Source organism: Buttiauxella gaviniae, assembly GCF_040786275.1.
GTDB lineage: Bacteria > Pseudomonadota > Gammaproteobacteria > Enterobacterales > Enterobacteriaceae > Buttiauxella > Buttiauxella gaviniae_A.
In genome coordinates, this window is record NZ_JBFMVT010000002.1 from 4,416,280 (window position 1) to 4,430,755 (window position 14,476).

The 14,476-nt window shown below is 54.2% G+C and carries 13 protein-coding genes; 4 read left to right on the plus strand and 9 right to left on the minus strand.

From position 1 onward, the window contains the following. Window positions 1–154: 154 nt before the first annotated feature. From AB1E22_RS20770 to AB1E22_RS20785, 4 genes are read right to left on the minus strand one after another with little or no spacing between them, the layout of a single operon-like run. Window positions 155–1,270 carry an ABC transporter ATP-binding protein gene (locus AB1E22_RS20770; RefSeq protein WP_367597111.1) on the minus strand — a complete coding sequence of 372 codons (1,116 nt, stop codon included), beginning with the start codon at window positions 1,268–1,270 and terminating at the stop codon, window positions 155–157. Window positions 1,271–1,272: 2 nt separating this feature from the next. Then, window positions 1,273–2,118, minus strand: coding sequence for a carbohydrate ABC transporter permease (locus tag AB1E22_RS20775; protein WP_367597112.1), 846 nt, complete (start codon window positions 2,116–2,118; stop codon window positions 1,273–1,275). Further along, window positions 2,115–3,035 (minus strand): carbohydrate ABC transporter permease, encoded by a 921-nt coding sequence (locus AB1E22_RS20780; RefSeq protein ID WP_367597113.1) that lies wholly within the window; start codon window positions 3,033–3,035, stop codon window positions 2,115–2,117. Before AB1E22_RS20780 ends, AB1E22_RS20775 begins: the two co-directional genes overlap by 4 nt. Then, complete coding sequence (locus tag AB1E22_RS20785; RefSeq protein ID WP_367597114.1) at window positions 3,036–4,301, minus strand: ABC transporter substrate-binding protein; 1,266 nt, start codon at window positions 4,299–4,301, stop codon at window positions 3,036–3,038. Window positions 4,302–4,741: 440 nt separating this feature from the next. On the opposite strand from AB1E22_RS20785, the gene AB1E22_RS20790 reads away from it, so the two are divergent. Next, window positions 4,742–5,050 (plus strand): DUF1778 domain-containing protein, encoded by a 309-nt coding sequence (locus tag AB1E22_RS20790; protein WP_367597115.1) that lies wholly within the window; start codon window positions 4,742–4,744, stop codon window positions 5,048–5,050. After that, window positions 5,031–5,573: a GNAT family N-acetyltransferase gene (locus AB1E22_RS20795; protein ID WP_367597116.1), complete on the plus strand. Its 543-nt coding sequence runs from the start codon at window positions 5,031–5,033 to the stop codon at window positions 5,571–5,573. Before AB1E22_RS20790 ends, AB1E22_RS20795 begins: the two co-directional genes overlap by 20 nt. A 73-nt stretch (window positions 5,574–5,646) precedes the next feature. On the opposite strand, the gene AB1E22_RS20800 is transcribed toward AB1E22_RS20795, so the two are convergent. The 4 genes from AB1E22_RS20800 to AB1E22_RS20815 are packed head-to-tail and all read right to left on the minus strand — an operon-like array spanning window position 5,647 to window position 10,148. Beyond that, the gene (locus AB1E22_RS20800) at window positions 5,647–6,762 is read right to left on the minus strand and encodes a Gfo/Idh/MocA family protein (RefSeq protein ID WP_367597117.1); all 1,116 of its coding nucleotides are present in this window, start codon (window positions 6,760–6,762) and stop codon (window positions 5,647–5,649) included. Beyond that, on the minus strand, window positions 6,759–7,823 hold the full coding sequence (locus AB1E22_RS20805) for a sugar phosphate isomerase/epimerase family protein (RefSeq protein ID WP_367597118.1): 1,065 nt from the start codon (window positions 7,821–7,823) through the stop codon (window positions 6,759–6,761). Before AB1E22_RS20805 ends, AB1E22_RS20800 begins: the two co-directional genes overlap by 4 nt. Then, a complete protein-coding gene (locus AB1E22_RS20810; protein ID WP_367597119.1) occupies window positions 7,823–8,911 on the minus strand; it encodes a Gfo/Idh/MocA family protein in 1,089 nt (362 codons plus the stop codon). Before AB1E22_RS20810 ends, AB1E22_RS20805 begins: the two co-directional genes overlap by 1 nt. Next, window positions 8,901–10,148, minus strand: a complete 1,248-nt coding sequence (locus AB1E22_RS20815) for an MFS transporter (RefSeq protein WP_367597120.1) — start codon at window positions 10,146–10,148, stop codon at window positions 8,901–8,903. Before AB1E22_RS20815 ends, AB1E22_RS20810 begins: the two co-directional genes overlap by 11 nt. A 186-nt stretch (window positions 10,149–10,334) precedes the next feature. Between AB1E22_RS20815 and AB1E22_RS20820 the strand changes: the two genes are divergently transcribed. Then, window positions 10,335–11,306, plus strand: coding sequence for a LacI family DNA-binding transcriptional regulator (locus AB1E22_RS20820; protein WP_367597121.1), 972 nt, complete (start codon window positions 10,335–10,337; stop codon window positions 11,304–11,306). A gap of 120 nt (window positions 11,307–11,426) precedes the next feature. On the opposite strand, the gene AB1E22_RS20825 is transcribed toward AB1E22_RS20820, so the two are convergent. Continuing rightward, window positions 11,427–12,764: an esterase-like activity of phytase family protein gene (locus AB1E22_RS20825; RefSeq protein WP_367597122.1), complete on the minus strand. Its 1,338-nt coding sequence runs from the start codon at window positions 12,762–12,764 to the stop codon at window positions 11,427–11,429. A gap of 147 nt (window positions 12,765–12,911) precedes the next feature. On the opposite strand from AB1E22_RS20825, the gene AB1E22_RS20830 reads away from it, so the two are divergent. After that, window positions 12,912–14,450 (plus strand): methyl-accepting chemotaxis protein, encoded by a 1,539-nt coding sequence (locus AB1E22_RS20830; protein ID WP_367597123.1) that lies wholly within the window; start codon window positions 12,912–12,914, stop codon window positions 14,448–14,450. Window positions 14,451–14,476: the final 26 nt, after the last annotated feature.

The following is a 14,476-nucleotide window of genomic DNA, read 5'->3' on the forward strand; positions in this document are numbered from 1 at the left end:
CACCGTTTATAAATGTAGGTCTTTCAGTATGGCGTATCATCAGCGGTTCGCTAACTTCCCAGCGTTGAGAGGTAGTGACCCCCACCCAACCTCCCCCTTACCAGGGGGAGGAGTTAAAGCTCCCTCCCCTGAAAAGGGGAGGGCCGGGGTGGGGTCAATGAAAACTATCATTGTATGAACCACGCACAAACGCCCGCCCGTCGCTGTTAAACAAGTAACACTCTTCAGGCGGCAACCGCAGGCCGATACGTCGGTCAGCGTTGATCTCAAGCCTTTCCGTCTGGCGAATCACCAGCGGTTCGCTACCGTAACCGCTATTAACGTAGAGCAACGTCTCATTGCCCATCTGCTCAACAAATAAAATTTCCCCTTCGATATCCGCCTGCGCCAATTCTGTTATCTGAATATGTTCCGGCCGGATCCCGAGCTGCACCTTCTGCCCCTCCGGCACGCCAGCCCCGTTAATCGGCAGGGAAATCATCTGGCGGTTTTCCAGCATCACATCGGTACGCTGGGCGTTGCCATTCACCAAAACGCCAGGAATCAGATTCATTTTCGGCGAGCCGATAAACTGCGCCACAAACACATTCGCCGGGCGGTCGTAAAGCTCAAGCGGGGAACCCACCTGCTCTATTTGCCCCTGGTTTAACACCACGATACGGTCGGCGAGCGTCATGGCTTCAACCTGATCGTGGGTGACGTACAAAATCGTGGCGTTGATACGCTTGTGCAGCGCCGCGATTTCCATGCGCATCTGCACGCGCAGCGAGGCGTCGAGGTTGGAAAGCGGTTCATCGAATAAAAACAGGCTTGGCTCGCGCACAATTGCCCGGCCAATCGCCACGCGCTGGCGCTGCCCGCCGGAGAGATCTTTAGGGCGCCTGTCGAGCAAATGCTCCAGTTGCAAAATGCGCGCGCTTTCCCGCACTTTTTCGTCGATCTCTTTGACCGGCAGTTTCGCCATCTCCAGCGCGAACGTCATGTTCTGGTACACGGTCATGTGCGGGTAGAGTGCGTAGGACTGGAACACCATGCCGATGCCGCGCTCGGACGGTGAATCGTCGTTCACACATACGCCGTCGATGCGCATTTCGCCGCCGCTGATCTCCTCGAGCCCCGCCACCATGCGCAAAAGTGTGGATTTGCCGCAGCCGGATGGCCCGACGACCACCACAAATTCGCCATTATTCACCGTTAAATCCAGCGGCTTAATTACTTCTGACGACGTGCCGTAGCGTTTATGAATTTTATCGAGTACCAGTTGCCCCATAGTTATCCCTTAATCGCTCCGCTGGTGAGCCCGCTGACAATGCGTTTCTGGAAGATAAGCACCAGCACGATAATCGGCAGCGTCACCACTACCGACGCCGCCATAATGCTGCCCCACGGCAGTTCAAAGGTGGACGCGCCGCTGAACATACTGATGGCTACCGGCACCGTGCGTTTGTCGCCGGAGATAATAAACGTCAGCGCGAACATGAATTCATTCCATGCGCCGATAAACGCCAGCAGGCCGGTTGTGACCAGCGCAGGCGCGAGGATCGGGGCAAAGACGCGGCGGATAATGGTTCCGGTTTTCGCCCCGTCGACAATCGCCGCCTCCTCCAGCTCAACGGGAATCGACTTCATAAAAGTGGTCAGCACCCAGACGGTGAACGGCAGCGAAAACGTGGTGTAGGAAAGCACCAGCGCCCCAAGGGAATCGTAAAGCCCGAGGAAACGCACCAGCTCGAACATGCCGGTCAGCACCGCCACCTGCGGGAACATCGATACGCACAGAATGGTGAACAGCAGGAATTTACGCCCGCGAAACGGCACACGCGCCAGCGCGAAAGAGGCGGTAATGGAAACCAGCAGGCAGATACCGACGGTGATCGTCGCCACCAGTACCGAATTAAGCAAACTGCGGGCAATACCGTTATCCACCAGCGCGGTGACGTAGTTGCTCCAGTGGTAGCCGCTCGGGAAATAGGCAGGTAAAAACAGCTCCTGTCCGGTGCGCAGCGAGGTGAGAATGGCGTAATAAAACGGAAACACGCAGAACAAAACGGCGAAGGTTGCGCCCAGGTAAATCACCAGGTTGTGGCCAAGCTTGCGCTGCTGACGTGTGGTTTTCATCCCCGCTTCTCCTTTTCATTCAGGCGTGAGACGCGGATAAAGCAGGCGGCAATGCCCGCCACCATCATAAACACCAGCACCGACGCCGCCGAGCCGACGCCCATATCCTGATAGGAAATAATCTGCTCCCGGGCGTAGCCGGAAACGGACATGGTCGCCTCGCTATTGGAGGTGAGCACGAAGATCAGATCGAAGATGCGCATCGCGTCCATTACGCGGAAAATCAGGGCGACGATCATCGCGGGCATAATCAGCGGCAGAGTAATTCGCTTAAAGCGCTGCCAGGCGCTTGCGCCATCGACGCGCGCCGCCTCGTAGAGATCGGTGGGAATTAGCTGGAGTGCGGCCAGCATCATCAGCGCCATAAATGGCGTGGTTTTCCAGACATCGGCAATCACCACCGCCCACATGGAAAGTGACGGTTCGGCAATCCACGCCAGATGCGCCTGATAGCCAAAAATCTTCGCCAGCAAATCGTTCACCACGCCGTATTGGTCGTGGAACATCCAGCCCCACATTTTGGCGCTGACGATCGTCGGGATCGCCCACGGCACCAGAATCGCGGTGCGTACCAGCGCCTGTCCGCGAAATTTCTCGTTCATCAGCAGCGCCAGCAGCATGCCCAGCAGCAGCTCAAGCCCGACGGAAACGACGGTGAACCAAAGCGTATTGCCGACGGCCTGCCACCAGAGCGGGTCCACCAGCACGCCGCTGCTGTCGCCGCCATTTCTGGCGTAGTAGTTTGCCAGCCCCACCATTTCATACTCGGACGGGTTGTCGAGCATCGCATTAGTGAAGCTGAAGAAAAAGGTGCGCACCAGCGGCCAGCCTGCGGCCAGTGCCAGGAGAATAAGCGCAGGCGCCACCAGTATCCATGCGATACGGCGGCGGCGCTGTTGATAGCCGAGACGGGCCAATTAATGCCAGTCCTTACCTTTCACGCGCTCCAGGCGTTTTTGCAGATCCGCCACGGCAGCCTTACCGTCGGTCGTGCCATTGAGCACTTTGAACGTCACGTTAAAGATGGCGTTCGAGACGCGCGGGTACTGGCTTTTGGTTGCCGTTGCCGGGCGCGGTACCGCATTGGCGAAGATCTCTTTAAACATCGTTAAATGCGGCGCAGTTTCCAGAACGGCTTTGTCTTCATAGAGCGCCGAACGGGTTGGTGCAAAGCCAAGGAATTTGAGCTGCATTTTCTGCGAATCCGCATCGGTGAGGATTTTCAGCAGCGCAATAGCTGCATCTTTGTTTTTGGTGTTGGCGTTAACCGACCACTGCCAGCCGCCCAGCGCGTTTGCCGATTTGCCATCCGGCCCGGCAGGGAGTGCTGCCACGCCGACTTTGCCTTTCAACGGGCTGTCTGCGCCCTGCGAAAGCAGATACGCATAAGGCCAGTTGCGCATAAACAGCGCGTCACCGTTCTGGAACACCGAGCGGGACTCTTCCTCTTTGTAGCCCAAAGCGCCCTTAGGCGTGATTTTGCCAATCCAGCCTGCGACCATATCCAGCGCCGCCGCGGCCTTAGGATTGTTAATGGTCACGTTCCCTTTTTCGTCGATGAATGTGCCGCCGCCGTAAGAGTCAACCCACTCCAGCGCATTACAGGTCAGCCCTTCATAGGATTTCCCCTGGAAGATCATCCCCCAGAAGTTTTTATGCCCCGCTTTGCGCTCCTCTTCCTGAATTTTGGTGGCGATACGCGTTAGCTCTTCCCAGGTTTTTGGCGGCTGTTCGTTGTATTTTTCCAGCAGATCTTTGCGGTAATAGAGCACCCCGGTATCAAGATAGGCAGGCACCGCTTTCACTTTGCCGTTCACCGTGTCGTTCGCCCAAGGGCCTGGGAAGAAATCACCTTTCATGTCGGCAACCGCATCGGTTAAATCGAGCGTTTGTTTATCGAGCAGCCCAACCCAGATGGTGTCGGACTGGAACAAATCCACCGCTTTTTCATCTTTGGCGGCAAACAGTTGCTGGAGCAGCGCGAGCTTTTCATCCGACGCCGCCGGGAATTCGATAAATTCCAGCTTGTTGTTAGTCTGCTTTTCAAAACGGTCTTTGACGTAGTTGCAGTATTCCTTACCGCCAGGGGATATCGGGCATTCCATGCGCAGGGTATCGGCAAGCGCGGCGTTTGAAACACCCGCGAGCGCTAAGGTAATAAGACTTAACGTCAGCTTTTTCATTGTTTCCTCTTTTGTTCAGGCCAAATCGGAGGGAGGTGAAAAAACAGCACACCATTCAATAGGCTAGTTAATAACCAATCCATGCGGCAACTTAGCACCTTAACCTTTGTGCGAATTGTCGACGTGGTGCACGTATCGCTATTTTTTATTTCACTTTTGCGTCAGACCCGCTACGGGGCGCAAGGCAAAAATACAGCCAGGATTTTATACGGTTATCAACCGTACAATTTGACGAAAACATCTCACCAGGTTAGATTTCATCCATACGGCTAATAACCGTATCAGAGTTAAATATGAAAGCGTAATGCACGCTAAGCGAAGATAAAATCACGGAGTTATAAAATGAAATCGCCCACTAACCGCATGAACTTAAATGGGTTTACAGGCACATTGTAGCAATCACGTAAGGAGGCGTGTGTTACTTAAATAGAGAGGTAAAAATGTCCAAAGTAGCGGTATTTCCTGATGACGTTCGACCCGTCAAAAATGCAAGGGTTGAGCTAAAAACCAGCGCTGAATTAAAAGATGTCCTTCGTGAAGCAGCTGCGGCTGCCGGTTTAGATTTGAGTGCGTTTATCTTAAATGCGGCTTTGGAACGAGCGGAAAGTGTGCTGGACAATCAGCGTCGCCGTCAGCTTTCAACACAAAGCTGGCAGCAAGTAAACCAACTTCTTTCTGAACCTGCTGCACCTACGCTGGCCCTACAAGCGTTAATGCGGAGAAAGAAAGATGGCCGACACACAAAATGATCAATTCGATGTAGATGTAATGGTTTGTGCCTACCAGGCGGATATAACCTACCCGGGTAATAAGCATTTTGATTGTGGAAATGCCGTCATTAACTCTTATGTGCGCAATTCTTTAAAAAAAAGCGTCAAAGATGGGAATTGCGCTGCTAAAGCGTTAATTGACATAAATACGGGCGAACTTCTGGGTGCCTGTACTTTTACGGGCTACTCGCTTGAAAAAGGGAAATTGACGGGGATTTTCTCAGGTTCGCTGCCCAATGAAGTCAGTGTCGTACGACTGATTATGTTAGGTGTAGCCACTAAAGAACAAAGTAAAGGCTACGGGCAAGACTTGCTTTTGGCGTTTTTTGAGCAAGTGAAGTTAATCCATGAGTCACTGCCTGTAAAAGGTGTGTATCTGGATGCAGATCCAAAGGCGATTAATTTTTATAGCCGCCTCGGATTTGTACAACTTAATGAGCCGCCGAACGCATTTGGCGCCGTTCCCATGTTTCTGGCTATCCAACATATACTTGCTGCTTAGTAAGAAACCCGTTTCGCAGCGGGTTTCTCTTCACGTCGTTGCTAATGATTTATCTGGTTAACAACCAAGACTCTCACCACTCCAGCCACTCGCCCCCACGGTTAGAACTCTCACGCACCGTTTCAATAAACTTCATTCCGGCAAGCCCCTCTGCAATCCCTGGGAGCCATGGCGCATCGCCGCCGCGAATCTTGATCGCCGCTTCGCGATAAATTTGCGCGAATCCTTCCAGATATCCTTCGGGGTGCCCGGCGGGCGTACGACACTGGTGGCGCACAGAATCATGGTTGTTGACGCCGTTACGCGTGACAGTGTAACTATTCCCATGGTGCGGATGGATTTCCAGTATCTCAGGCTGTTGCTGGCGGAAGCTGATAGTTGCCCTGCTGCCAACGATGCGCAGTCGCAGATCGTTTTCAAAACCCGGTGCCACCTGGCTTGCCCATAAACGCCCGCGAGCGCCGTTGGCATAGCGCATTTCGGCGTACACTTCGTCATCCAGCATACGCCCTGGTATGCGCGTCAGCAGTTCGCCCCGCACCTTTTCCGGCTCCATCCCGCTGACAAACGCCGCGAGTTGCCAGGCATGCGTGCCAATATCGCCAATCGCCCCCGCACCCGCCATGGCCGGATTTCCGCGCCAGCTCGCCTGTTTGTTGTCGGTCAATTCCAGCCGGTCGTTTAGCCAGTCCTGCAAATACTCCACTTCTATGGCGCGAATATCGCCGATTTCACTGTTGGCAATACGCGCCCGCGCCTCGCGCACCATCGGTAAGGCGCTGTAGTTATGGGTAAGAATAAAATGATGACCTGTCGCATCGATAACCTGCGCCAGCGCAAGGGCTTCAGCAAGGGTGACGCCAAGAGGTTTGTCGCAAATAACGTGCATGCCATTTTCCAGAAAGGCTCTGGCAATCGGCACGTGTAGGTGGTTTGGCGTAACAATGGCGACCACGTCAATGCCGTCGGGGCGCGCCGCCTCATGTAATGCCATCTCCTGCCAACTGGCATAGCAGCGGTCGGCTTCGATAAACAGCGCTTCTCCGCTGCGTTTTGCCACGTCCGGCGAGGAGGAAAACGCTCCCGCCACCAGTTCAAACTGGTCATCAAGCCGGGCGGCAATGCGATGCACGCCGCCGATAAATGAGCCCTCACCGCCGCCGACCATACCTAAACGCAATCGTTTCATGATGACTCCTCCAGGCCAAGCATGCAACGCACCGCCGATCTTTCGCTGTCGCGCAGGGCGAAGTCGTCAAAGGCATAATCGGCAACCGGAATTATATGGCTGGCGATAAATTCCGCCCCTTCGCGCGCGCCCGTATCGCCTGCTTTCAGGCAACATTCCCATTCAAGCGTAGCCCATCCGCCGTAGCCGTATTGCGCCAGTTTGCTGAAGATGGCCTTGAAGTTGATCTGCCCGTCGCCCAGCGAACGAAAGCGCCCCGGACGCTCGATCCACGGCTGGTAACCGGCATAAACGCCGCTTTTGGCCGATGTCTGAAATTCGGCATCTTTAACGTGGAAGGCTTTAATACGCGAGTGGTAATGGTCAATAAAACCGAGGTAATCCATATGCTGGAGCAGCATATGGCTTGGATCGTAGAGAATATTACAGCACGGATGGTTATCAACCAGGGCGAGAAAACGCTCGAAAGTGACGCCATCATGTAAATCTTCACCCGGATGTAGCTCAAAACAGACATCCACACCCGCTTCATCAAAGCTATCAAGGATCGGCAGCCAACGGGCAGCCAGCTCGCGAAAAGCCTCGTCGATTAATTGCTCGTTACGCGGAGGCCACGGGTAAAAATAGGGCCACGCCAGCGCGCCTGAAAATGTCGCGTGGGCATTAAGCCCTAAATTTTGCGAAGCCCGCGCCGCCTGTTTCAGGCTATTCACCGCCCATTGCTGGCGAGCGGCGGAATCGTGGGCTAATTCTGGCGGGGCAAAACCTGAAAATGCCGCTTCATAGGCGGGATGCACCGCCACCAGTTGCCCTTGCAGGTGGGTGGAAAGCTCGCTGATTTCCAGGCCAACATTCCCCAGTACCGCGCGAATTTCAGCGCAGTATTCCTGGCTTTGCGCAGCCTTAGCGAGATCGAAAATATGCGGTAAATGGGTCGGGAGTTGCACCGCTTTATAACCTAAACCCGCAGCCCAGGCCGCTAACGTATCCAGGGCGTTAAAGGGCGGTTTGTCCGAAATAAATTGCGAAAGAAACAGGGAGGGCCCTTTCAGGGTTTTCATTACAACATCTCCTTAATCAATACCGTGCGCTGTTCACGAACGGCACGGTCTGCCGCCAGCACCACCGCCAGGCTATCAATGGCCTGCTGTTGATGCTGAGCTAAATCGTTATCATCAAAAATGGCGCGAGCAAAAAACTGCTGTTCAAGCTGGCACAGGGCAAAATGATCGGGTTCATCGCGGGCAGAGATCCACTCATCCTGATGGATATACTCCCCCTGCGCGTTGAGCTCTGCATGGTGAATGCGCAGTGATTCGGTGCGTGTATGGGCTTCAACGTTAGCCGACTGCCCTTCGCCGCCCGCCTCACGCGCCACAATCGACACCGCACCTTTTGGGCCAATCACATCTTTAATAAAGAAAGCGGTCTGGCTCATCATTGGCCCCCAGCCCGCTTCGTACCAGCCTACGGAACCATCGGCAAAACGGACCTGGAGCTGCCCATAGTTGAACTGCTCCAGGGCAATTTCCTCCGTTAAGCGCACACCGATGGCGCTCACAGATTGCGGGCTGGATTGTGTCATCTGGCACATCACATCGAGATAATGCACGCCGCAATCCACGATGGGCGAAAGCGACTGCATCAGCATTTTGTGCGTCTGCCAGGCGCTCCCACTGCTTTGCTGGTTGAGGTTCATGCGCATCACTAGCGGTTTACCCAGCCCGTGCGATAGCTCAATAAACTGCTGCCAGGCCGGGTGATGGCGCAATATGTACCCCACCACCAGTTTTTTGCCCGCCAGCCGCGCCGTCGCAACAACGCGTTTGGCCCCGCTCACCGTGGTGGCGAGCGGTTTTTCAAGGAACACATGGCAGCCCGCAGCGAGGGCAATTAAGGCCAGCGCTTCGTGGCTGTCCGGCCAGGTGGCAATACACACGGCGTCTGCCTGGGTCTGTTTAAGGGCGTCGTGTAAATCATCAAATAGCGGAATATCCGCCGCGAGGTGCGCTTTCAGGTGAGTTTTAGACTCTCCACGGGCGACCAGCCCGCAGAGTGTAAAGTCGTCTAAATGCTGGTATGCAAGGCTGTGGGCGGCTCCCATATTCCCGCAGCCCACAACCAGCACGCGCAGCGGCCTATTTGCCATGCTGCTCACCCTCTTTGTAGTTGAAGGTGAAGAAGAACAGCGCCGCAATAATCACCGCCGCAATTGCCGGCATCCACCAGAATTGTTGCCATTGCAGCAAACCTTCGGCACCCTGCGCGGTGACAGAGCGGTTAAATACCGCGCCGCTGATCTGCGAACCAATCAGCATCCCCAAACCGTAGGTAAAGAGCACCAGCAGGCTTTGCGCTTGCCCTTTCACTTTGTTCCCCGCCACTTTGTCGGTGTAGATAAACCCGATGACGAAGAAGAAGTCGTAGCAAACCCCGTGCAAAATAATACCGATGTAGATCATCCAGCGCGTCTCTTCGGTTATGCCAAGCGCGAACATGGCATAGCGCAGGAACCACGAGAGCATCCCAATCAGCAGCATCATTTTGATGCCCAGACGGCGGAAGAAGAACGGAATCAACAGCATAAACAGCAGCTCAGACATCTGCCCCAACGCCATCACTCCGCTGACGTTTTCAAAGCCCACCGCCGAGATAAACGGCGCGGCGTAGGCGTAATACGCCGCCAGCGGGATGGAGATCAAGGTGGCGCAGATGATGAACACCATAAAGTGGCGTTGCTTCAGGAGCGCGAAGGCATCGGCGCACAGCAGGTCACGCATCGAAAGCGGTTTGCCGCGATCCGGTGCGGGGGTGTTTGGCAGCGTAAAACTGTAAATCCCCAGCACTACCGAGGCGACAGCCGCCAGGGTGAAGATGCCGGTACTATCTGAAAGGCCGCTGGTGCCGACAATCAGCCCCGCAACAATCCAGCCGATGGTGCCGAACGCCCGCACAATCGGGAACCCTTTTTCACTGTTTGCCAGGCTATGGAATGCCACGTTATTACTTAACGCGATAGTCGGCATATAGCAGAGCATGTAGGCGAACACCACCCACAGCAGGCCGCTCTGCCCGCCCTCAAACATACTCGGCAGCCACCATAACAACGCCGCCCCCACCAGATGCAGCACGCCGAGGACTTTTTGCGACGCAAAGAAGCGGTCCACCAGCATCCCGAGGACAAACGGCGATAAAATCGAAGCGATTGGCCCGGTGGAATACGCATCACCAATCAGCGCACTCAGGCCATATTTGCCCATCACCACGCCCAGCGTGACATACCAGGCCCCCCAGACGAAAAACTCGAGAAACATCATCAACGACAGGCGTGGAATTACCCATTTATGGGTTGCCACTTGTGCCCCAACGGCCGAATGAGAAGACATAAAATCCTCCACTACAGAGTATTGATTAAGGGTAAGAGAGTTATTTTTGTAATCGATTACATTAACACTTCATTAAAAATGTAATCGATTTCAGCGGGGTTACCATCATGCTGATGAATTATTTGGTAGTATCAATTCAGATCTGGAATGGGGCTCACAAATTAACCGATCGTACAAAGGATCAACATGTCGATAGATAAAGTGGCGCGCACTGCAGGGGTTTCTACCGCGACCGTTTCCCGGGTACTGAACGGTAACCCTGCCGTGAAACCGGATACGCGCGACAAAGTTCTGGCGGCGATCAAGGCATGTGAATACCAACCTAATCTGCTGGCACGCCAGTTACGAACATCGCGCAGCCGGATGTTGCTGGTGCTGGTGTCAAATATTACCAACCCCTTCTGCGCCCGCGTGGTGCGAGGTATTGAAGAAGAGGCAGAAAAACACGGCTACCACATTTTGCTGTGTAATTCTGAGTCGCGCCTGACGCGTGAATCGGCCTATTTACGCCTGCTGAGCGGCAAAGTGGTCGACGGCGTGATCACCATGGACGCCATCAGTTGCTTACCGGGTTTGACCACGCTGATAGGCGACTCGCCCTGGGTGCAATGCGGTGAAGGCGACCCTGGTTATCGCGCCTCATCGGTCACCATCGATAACTTTAAAGCGGCGGCGGCAGCGGTCGATCACCTCGCGACATGCGGCTACAAGCGCATTGCCTTGATCAACGGGGATTTACGCTACCTCTATTCCCAGCAGCGTGAGGCAGGTTATCGCGCTGCCTGCGGCAAAAACTGGCAAGCGGTGGTCTATGCCGATAGCCTGGAATATCAGGCCGGTGTGCAGGCGATGGCTGAACTGTTCACCCTGCCCGAACCGCCGGATGCGGTATTCGCTATTTCCGACGCGCTGGCCGGGGGCGCGATGCATTACGCCCATGAGCAAGGCTTGCGTGTTCCTGAGGATGTCGCGGTGATGGGGTTTGACGGCGTGCCGTTTGGTTCCGTAACCTTCCCGCCGCTTACAACTATTGAGCAGCCGATGCATCAACTCGGCGTGCGTAGCGTGCAGTTGCTGCTGGAGCGCATTGATAACCCGGAAGTTGAAACGGTGAATGAGATTCTGGACTGGAAGCTGGTGGTGCGGGGCTCGGTGTGATTTTGGTTTTTATGGTAAGCAAAGGTCGGGTGGCGCATTCGCTTACCCGACCTACAATTTCGGTGTTCTAAGGTGGATAAGCGCAGCGCCATCCACCCATTAACACGGGATAAAACCGTGTTACTTCAACGCCTCCGGCAACTTAATCACCCAAAGCTCATTTTGTGACTCGGGTTTTTCCAGCGGTTTAAGCGCAATTTTCGTTGCCACTTCTTTGCCGTCGCGCAGCAAATGCCCTTTGCCATCCACTTCATAATCATCCGGGTTTTCCAGCACCGCTTGCAGGCCAAAATCGTTGTCGTTGATTACCGCGATGGTTTGGTTATCAATCAGCGTCATCCCTTCGGCTTTCTCTTGCTGCCAGCCCAGTTTGCGCAGATCTACCACCTCTTTTTTCTCGGCCAGTTTGATCCCGCGCGCGTTTAGTTGCCCAGCGTCGTCAAATTCCGGGGCTTTTTCTTTATCGAAGGCCGTCAGGTCGCTCGCCTGGCTTAAATCCACGACATAGACCAGGTTGCGCATTACTTTGTTTTTATCGCCGCCCTGCTCAATCAACAACAGGCGGTTGTTATCCAGCGCCACAATGTCGCCAATTTTGGCGTCTTTGGCTTTCTTGTAGACATCGACATCAATCGGATAGCCGTACATTTCCGTTTTGCCGGTTTCAGGGTTAAAACTCACCAGACGGGTGAACTGCGCCGTGTTTTTGCTTTTTCCGTCAATATCCAGAGTGCTTTGTACCGCAGCCATAATGCGCCCGTCCGGCATGCGCGTAATACCTTCGAAGCCACGGTTGGCCTGACGCCATTTGATGATATTGGGTAAACCACCCGCCACGCCCTGCTCGCCTTGTTCTGCCTGCGGGCCGTATTTTTTGAGGATTTTACCGTTGCCGTCGATGTTGATAATAAACGGGCCATATTCGTCACACAGCCAGTAACCCCCTTTCCCATCTGGCGTGATGCCTTCGGTATCCAGCCCGCGTTTATCACTCGACAATTGCTGCAACGTATCGCTTAAAGCGATTTCATTGGTTGCGCCAATCAAGCCTTCCGGCAGCGGCAAACCGCTGATGGGCCCGTTTTCGTCATGCAGCGCATGGGCGTCCGTCGCTTCCGCTTTGCCACCGGCAACGCGGATAGTCATCAACAGCGGGGTGTATTTCGGGTTAGCAAAAATCTTCGACTCTTTTTTGCCAGATTTTGGAGAATCTGCATTGGGGCCGCGATCCGTCACCGTGGCAAAGACTAACGCCTCGCCGTCTTTGCGAATAAATTGCAGGCCGGAGCCTACGCCAACCGGCAATCCATTCGGGAAATTCGTCGCGTAGGTGCCTTTGTATTCCACATTATCCCCCTGCGGAAAGGTGACAACGTAACGATCAACTTGCGGCTGTGCCGCATGACTTGCCAGAGGGAATAAAGCGGTCAACAACAGCGCAAAAGGTTTTAATTTCATGATGTTCGCATCCTTGGTTTTGATGGAGGATTTATAGAGCAGCGATATGACAGAAATATGACGCTAAATTTCTCACCCGGCATGCCGATAACCCCACCAGCACTGGCTGAAACGAGTCAGGATATTTCGTAAATATAAGGGAATTGCATGACAGTAAGGCGTTTTTCGATTTTAGTTTTCAGCACGTTACTGCTGATCTTCTTAGCCAGTACCGCCTCTAACATCTGGGCGTTAACCCGCAGTAATCAGTCTCTGGACAACGTAAACCGGGAAATTCGTGTGGTGCTTTCGGTTATCGATCCGATTAACCATAGCCGCACACTGCGCGTTCGTGCCATGGAAGCGTTAGAAGAGCGTGAACAGGGTTCCAACGATCAAGGGCAACTGGCATTAAACGGCGCTCAGCAGGTGCTGGATAAGGCCAACACCGCTTTCCGGGCTTATCTTGACGCCCCGAAGCAGCCGGGTGAACAAGTGTTAAGCGATGCGTATCAAAGCAGTTTTGTGAATTATCGCGAGCAGGGTTTGCAGCCGTTGTTGGATGCGGTGAAAGCCAACGACGTTGCTCGGGCGCGAGCGCTGGTAACCACCACGCTGCCGCAACTGGATAAACAGTTTGAAGTGGCGCTGGATAAGCTGCTGACCTTCCGCGAACATTACGCCCAGCAGTTGAACAAAGACGCACAATCCGGTTTCAGCCAGAGTCTTTTCAGCATCGCCATTTTTGCGCTGATATTTATCGTGATTCTGGGCGCTGTTTTCATGCTGCTGAAAAACCGCGTGTTAACCGAGTTGGATAAAGCCAAAACGCATTGCACCGAAATCGCCAACGGCCTGCTGCATACGCCGATTGTCGCGAAAGCCAATGACGAAATTGGCGCGATGATGCGTGAGCTTGAACAGATGCGCGTTTCTCTGGCGAGCATTATTGGCCAGGTGCGCGAATCAAGCCAAACGGTGGCATATGCGTCTGAAGAGATTGCCGCCGGTAATACGGATTTGTCTGCCCGCACTGAGGAACAAGCATCGTCCCTGGGCGAAACGGCGGCCAGCATGGAACAGCTTACCGTCACGGTGAAACTTACGTCGGACAACTCCCGTCAGGCGAACAAGCTCGCCAGCGGGATGTTAGTTGCGGCAAATGACGGGAATGAGATTGTCAGCGAAGTGATTGATTCGATGCGTAATATCGAATCCAGCTCCAGCAAAATCGACAATATTATTAGCATCATTGAGGATATTGCTTTCCAGACCAATATTCTGGCGCTGAACGCCGCAGTGGAAGCCGCGCGCGCCGGGGAGCAAGGCCGTGGGTTTGCAGTGGTCGCCAGCGAAGTTCGCAATCTCGCGCAGCGTTCGTCCGTTGCCGCGAAAGAAATTAAAGAGTTGATTGAGCTTTCGGGCGAGCAGGTCCACATCGGTAGCGATCTGGTGAATCGTGCGGGCGAAAGCATGCAGCGGATTTCCAATGCGATTAAGCAAGTGACTGAGCTGATGGAAGAGATTGCGGTGTCTACCGGCGAGCAGAGCCGTGGCATTGAGCAGATCAACCAGGCCGTGGTGCAGATGGATGTGGTTACCCAGCAGAACGCCGCGTTGGTTGAACAGGCGTCGGCAGCGGCGATGTCATTGAAAGAGCAGTCGCAGGCGCTGAATGAAACTGTTGCGGTGTTTAAGTTGGCTTGACGTTTAAATGACCCCCACCCAACCTC

Excerpts from the sequence above, each read along its gene's own strand:
- AB1E22_RS20805 (WP_367597118.1), bottom strand. The coding sequence starts at position 7,823 with ATGAAAACCCTGAAAGGGCCCTCCCTGTTTCTTTCGCAATTTATTTCG.
- AB1E22_RS20810 (WP_367597119.1), bottom strand. The coding sequence starts at position 8,911 with ATGGCAAATAGGCCGCTGCGCGTGCTGGTTGTGGGCTGCGGGAATATG.
- AB1E22_RS20775 (WP_367597112.1), bottom strand. The coding sequence starts at position 2,118 with ATGAAAACCACACGTCAGCAGCGCAAGCTTGGCCACAACCTGGTGATT.
- AB1E22_RS20830 (WP_367597123.1), top strand. The coding sequence starts at position 12,912 with ATGACAGTAAGGCGTTTTTCGATTTTAGTTTTCAGCACGTTACTGCTG.
- AB1E22_RS20815 (WP_367597120.1), bottom strand. The coding sequence starts at position 10,148 with ATGTCTTCTCATTCGGCCGTTGGGGCACAAGTGGCAACCCATAAATGG.
- AB1E22_RS20820 (WP_367597121.1), top strand. The coding sequence starts at position 10,335 with ATGTCGATAGATAAAGTGGCGCGCACTGCAGGGGTTTCTACCGCGACC.
- AB1E22_RS20785 (WP_367597114.1), bottom strand. The coding sequence starts at position 4,301 with ATGAAAAAGCTGACGTTAAGTCTTATTACCTTAGCGCTCGCGGGTGTT.
- AB1E22_RS20795 (WP_367597116.1), top strand. The coding sequence starts at position 5,031 with ATGGCCGACACACAAAATGATCAATTCGATGTAGATGTAATGGTTTGT.
- AB1E22_RS20800 (WP_367597117.1), bottom strand. The coding sequence starts at position 6,762 with ATGAAACGATTGCGTTTAGGTATGGTCGGCGGCGGTGAGGGCTCATTT.
- AB1E22_RS20825 (WP_367597122.1), bottom strand. The coding sequence starts at position 12,764 with ATGAAATTAAAACCTTTTGCGCTGTTGTTGACCGCTTTATTCCCTCTG.
- AB1E22_RS20770 (WP_367597111.1), bottom strand. The coding sequence starts at position 1,270 with ATGGGGCAACTGGTACTCGATAAAATTCATAAACGCTACGGCACGTCG.
- AB1E22_RS20790 (WP_367597115.1), top strand. The coding sequence starts at position 4,742 with ATGTCCAAAGTAGCGGTATTTCCTGATGACGTTCGACCCGTCAAAAAT.